At 73.7% G+C, this 689-nt stretch carries 1 protein-coding gene; it reads right to left on the bottom strand.

What is annotated here, in order from left to right:
- Positions 1-689 (bottom strand): ketoacyl-synthetase C-terminal extension domain-containing protein (locus tag AC5WS8_RS39285; RefSeq protein WP_496108258.1); only part of this gene is annotated, 689 nt, incomplete at both ends.

Genomic DNA, 689 nt, shown 5'->3' with positions numbered 1-689 from the left:
CGTCGACGCCCTGGGGCGCCCGGCCCCGTATCACGGGGGGCGGCATCACCTCGGCATGCGTGGACACCTCCCGTGCTGCGAGGAGCAGTTCATCCGCTTCGCGGCCCAGGATCACGGCCCGGTTCTCGAACGCGGTCCGCGTCGCCGCCAGCGACCACGCCACATCCACGGGCCGCACGGACTCCCCCGCCGCCCCGGCGAAGGCAGCCAGCCGACCCGCCTGCCCGGCCAGACCCTCCGCGCCGCGACCCGACACCACCCACGGCACCACACCATCGCCCGCGAAGACCGGCTCCGGCTCCGCCGACTCCACGGGCTCCGGAACACCCGGCGCCTCCTCCAGCACCACATGCGCGTTCGTCCCGCTGACGCCGAACGACGACACACCGGCCCGGCGCGGACGGCCTTCGATCTGCGGCCACTCCACCGGCTCCGTGAGCAGCGACACCGCGCCCGCCGACCAGTCGACGTGCGGGGTGGGCTCGTCCACGTGGAGAGTCCGCGGCAGCAACCCGTGCTGCAGGGCGAGGACCATCTTCATCACGCCCGCCACACCCGCGGCGGCCTGGGTGTGGCCGATGTTGGACTTCAACGAACCGAGCCACAGCGGGCGTTCGGGGGCTCGGTTCCGGCCGTAGGTGTCCAGCAGTGCCTGCGCCTCGATCGGGTCGCCCAGGGTCGTGCCGGTG

The organism is Streptomyces sp. PTL18 (genome assembly GCF_059510295.1).
This window is presented reverse-complemented; position numbering and strand designations above follow the sequence as displayed.